The organism is Kitasatospora sp. NPDC096204 (assembly GCF_044763205.1).
Classification (GTDB): Bacteria; Actinomycetota; Actinomycetes; order Streptomycetales; family Streptomycetaceae; genus Kitasatospora.
The window spans coordinates 1-1,093 of the sequence record NZ_JBIWFT010000109.1; the positions used below are offsets into that span (position 1 = coordinate 1).

Here is a 1,093-nt window from a genome sequence, read left to right on the forward strand (position 1 = left end):
GGTTCAGCGTTGGCGCTTCAAAGCGGGTACGGGAATATCAACCCGTTGTCCATCGACTACGCCTGTCGGCCTCGCCTTAGGTCCCGACTTACCCTGGGCAGATCAGCTTGACCCAGGAACCCTTGGTCAATCGGCGCAAGAGTTTCCCACTCTTGTATCGCTACTCATGCCTGCATTCTCACTCGTATACCGTCCACGACTCGATTCCTCGGCCGCTTCACCCGGCACACGACGCTCCCCTACCCATCACAGCAGGCGTTGGCCCTATATGCTGCAATGACACGACTTCGGTGGTGTGCTTGAGCCCCGCTACATTGTCGGCGCGGAATCACTTGACCAGTGAGCTATTACGCACTCTTTCAAGGGTGGCTGCTTCTAAGCCAACCTCCTGGTTGTCTCTGCGACTCCACATCCTTTCCCACTTAGCACACGCTTAGGGACCTTAGTCGGTGTTCTGGGCTGTTTCCCTCTCGACCATGGAGCTTATCCCCCACAGTCTCACTGCCACGCTCTCACTTACCGGCATTCGGAGTTTGGCTAAGGTCAGTAACCCGGTAAGGCCCATCGCCTATCCAGTGCTCTACCTCCGGCAAGAAACACGTGACGCTGCACCTAAATGCATTTCGGGGAGAACCAGCTATCACGGAGTTTGATTGGCCTTTCACCCCTAACCACAGGTCATCCCCCAGGTTTTCAACCCTGGTGGGTTCGGTCCTCCACACGGTCTTACCCGCGCTTCAACCTGCCCATGGCTAGATCACTCCGCTTCGGGTCTTGGGCATGCAACTCAACCGCCCTATTCGGACTCGCTTTCGCTACGGCTACCCCACACGGGTTAACCTCGCTACACACCGCAAACTCGCAGGCTCATTCTTCAAAAGGCACGCAGTCACGGCCCACCAGCAAGCTGATGAACGACGCTCCCACGGCTTGTAGGCACACGGTTTCAGGTACTATTTCACTCCGCTCCCGCGGTACTTTTCACCATTCCCTCACGGTACTATCCGCTATCGGTCACTAGGGAATATTTAGGCTTAGCGGGTGGTCCCGCCAGATTCACACGGGATTTCTCGGGCCCCGTGCTACTTGGGAG

At 56.7% G+C, this 1,093-nt stretch carries 1 rRNA gene; it reads right to left on the reverse strand.

The features are described from left to right. Positions 1–1,093, reverse strand: a 23S ribosomal RNA gene (locus ACIQ87_RS40330); the annotation flags it as partial.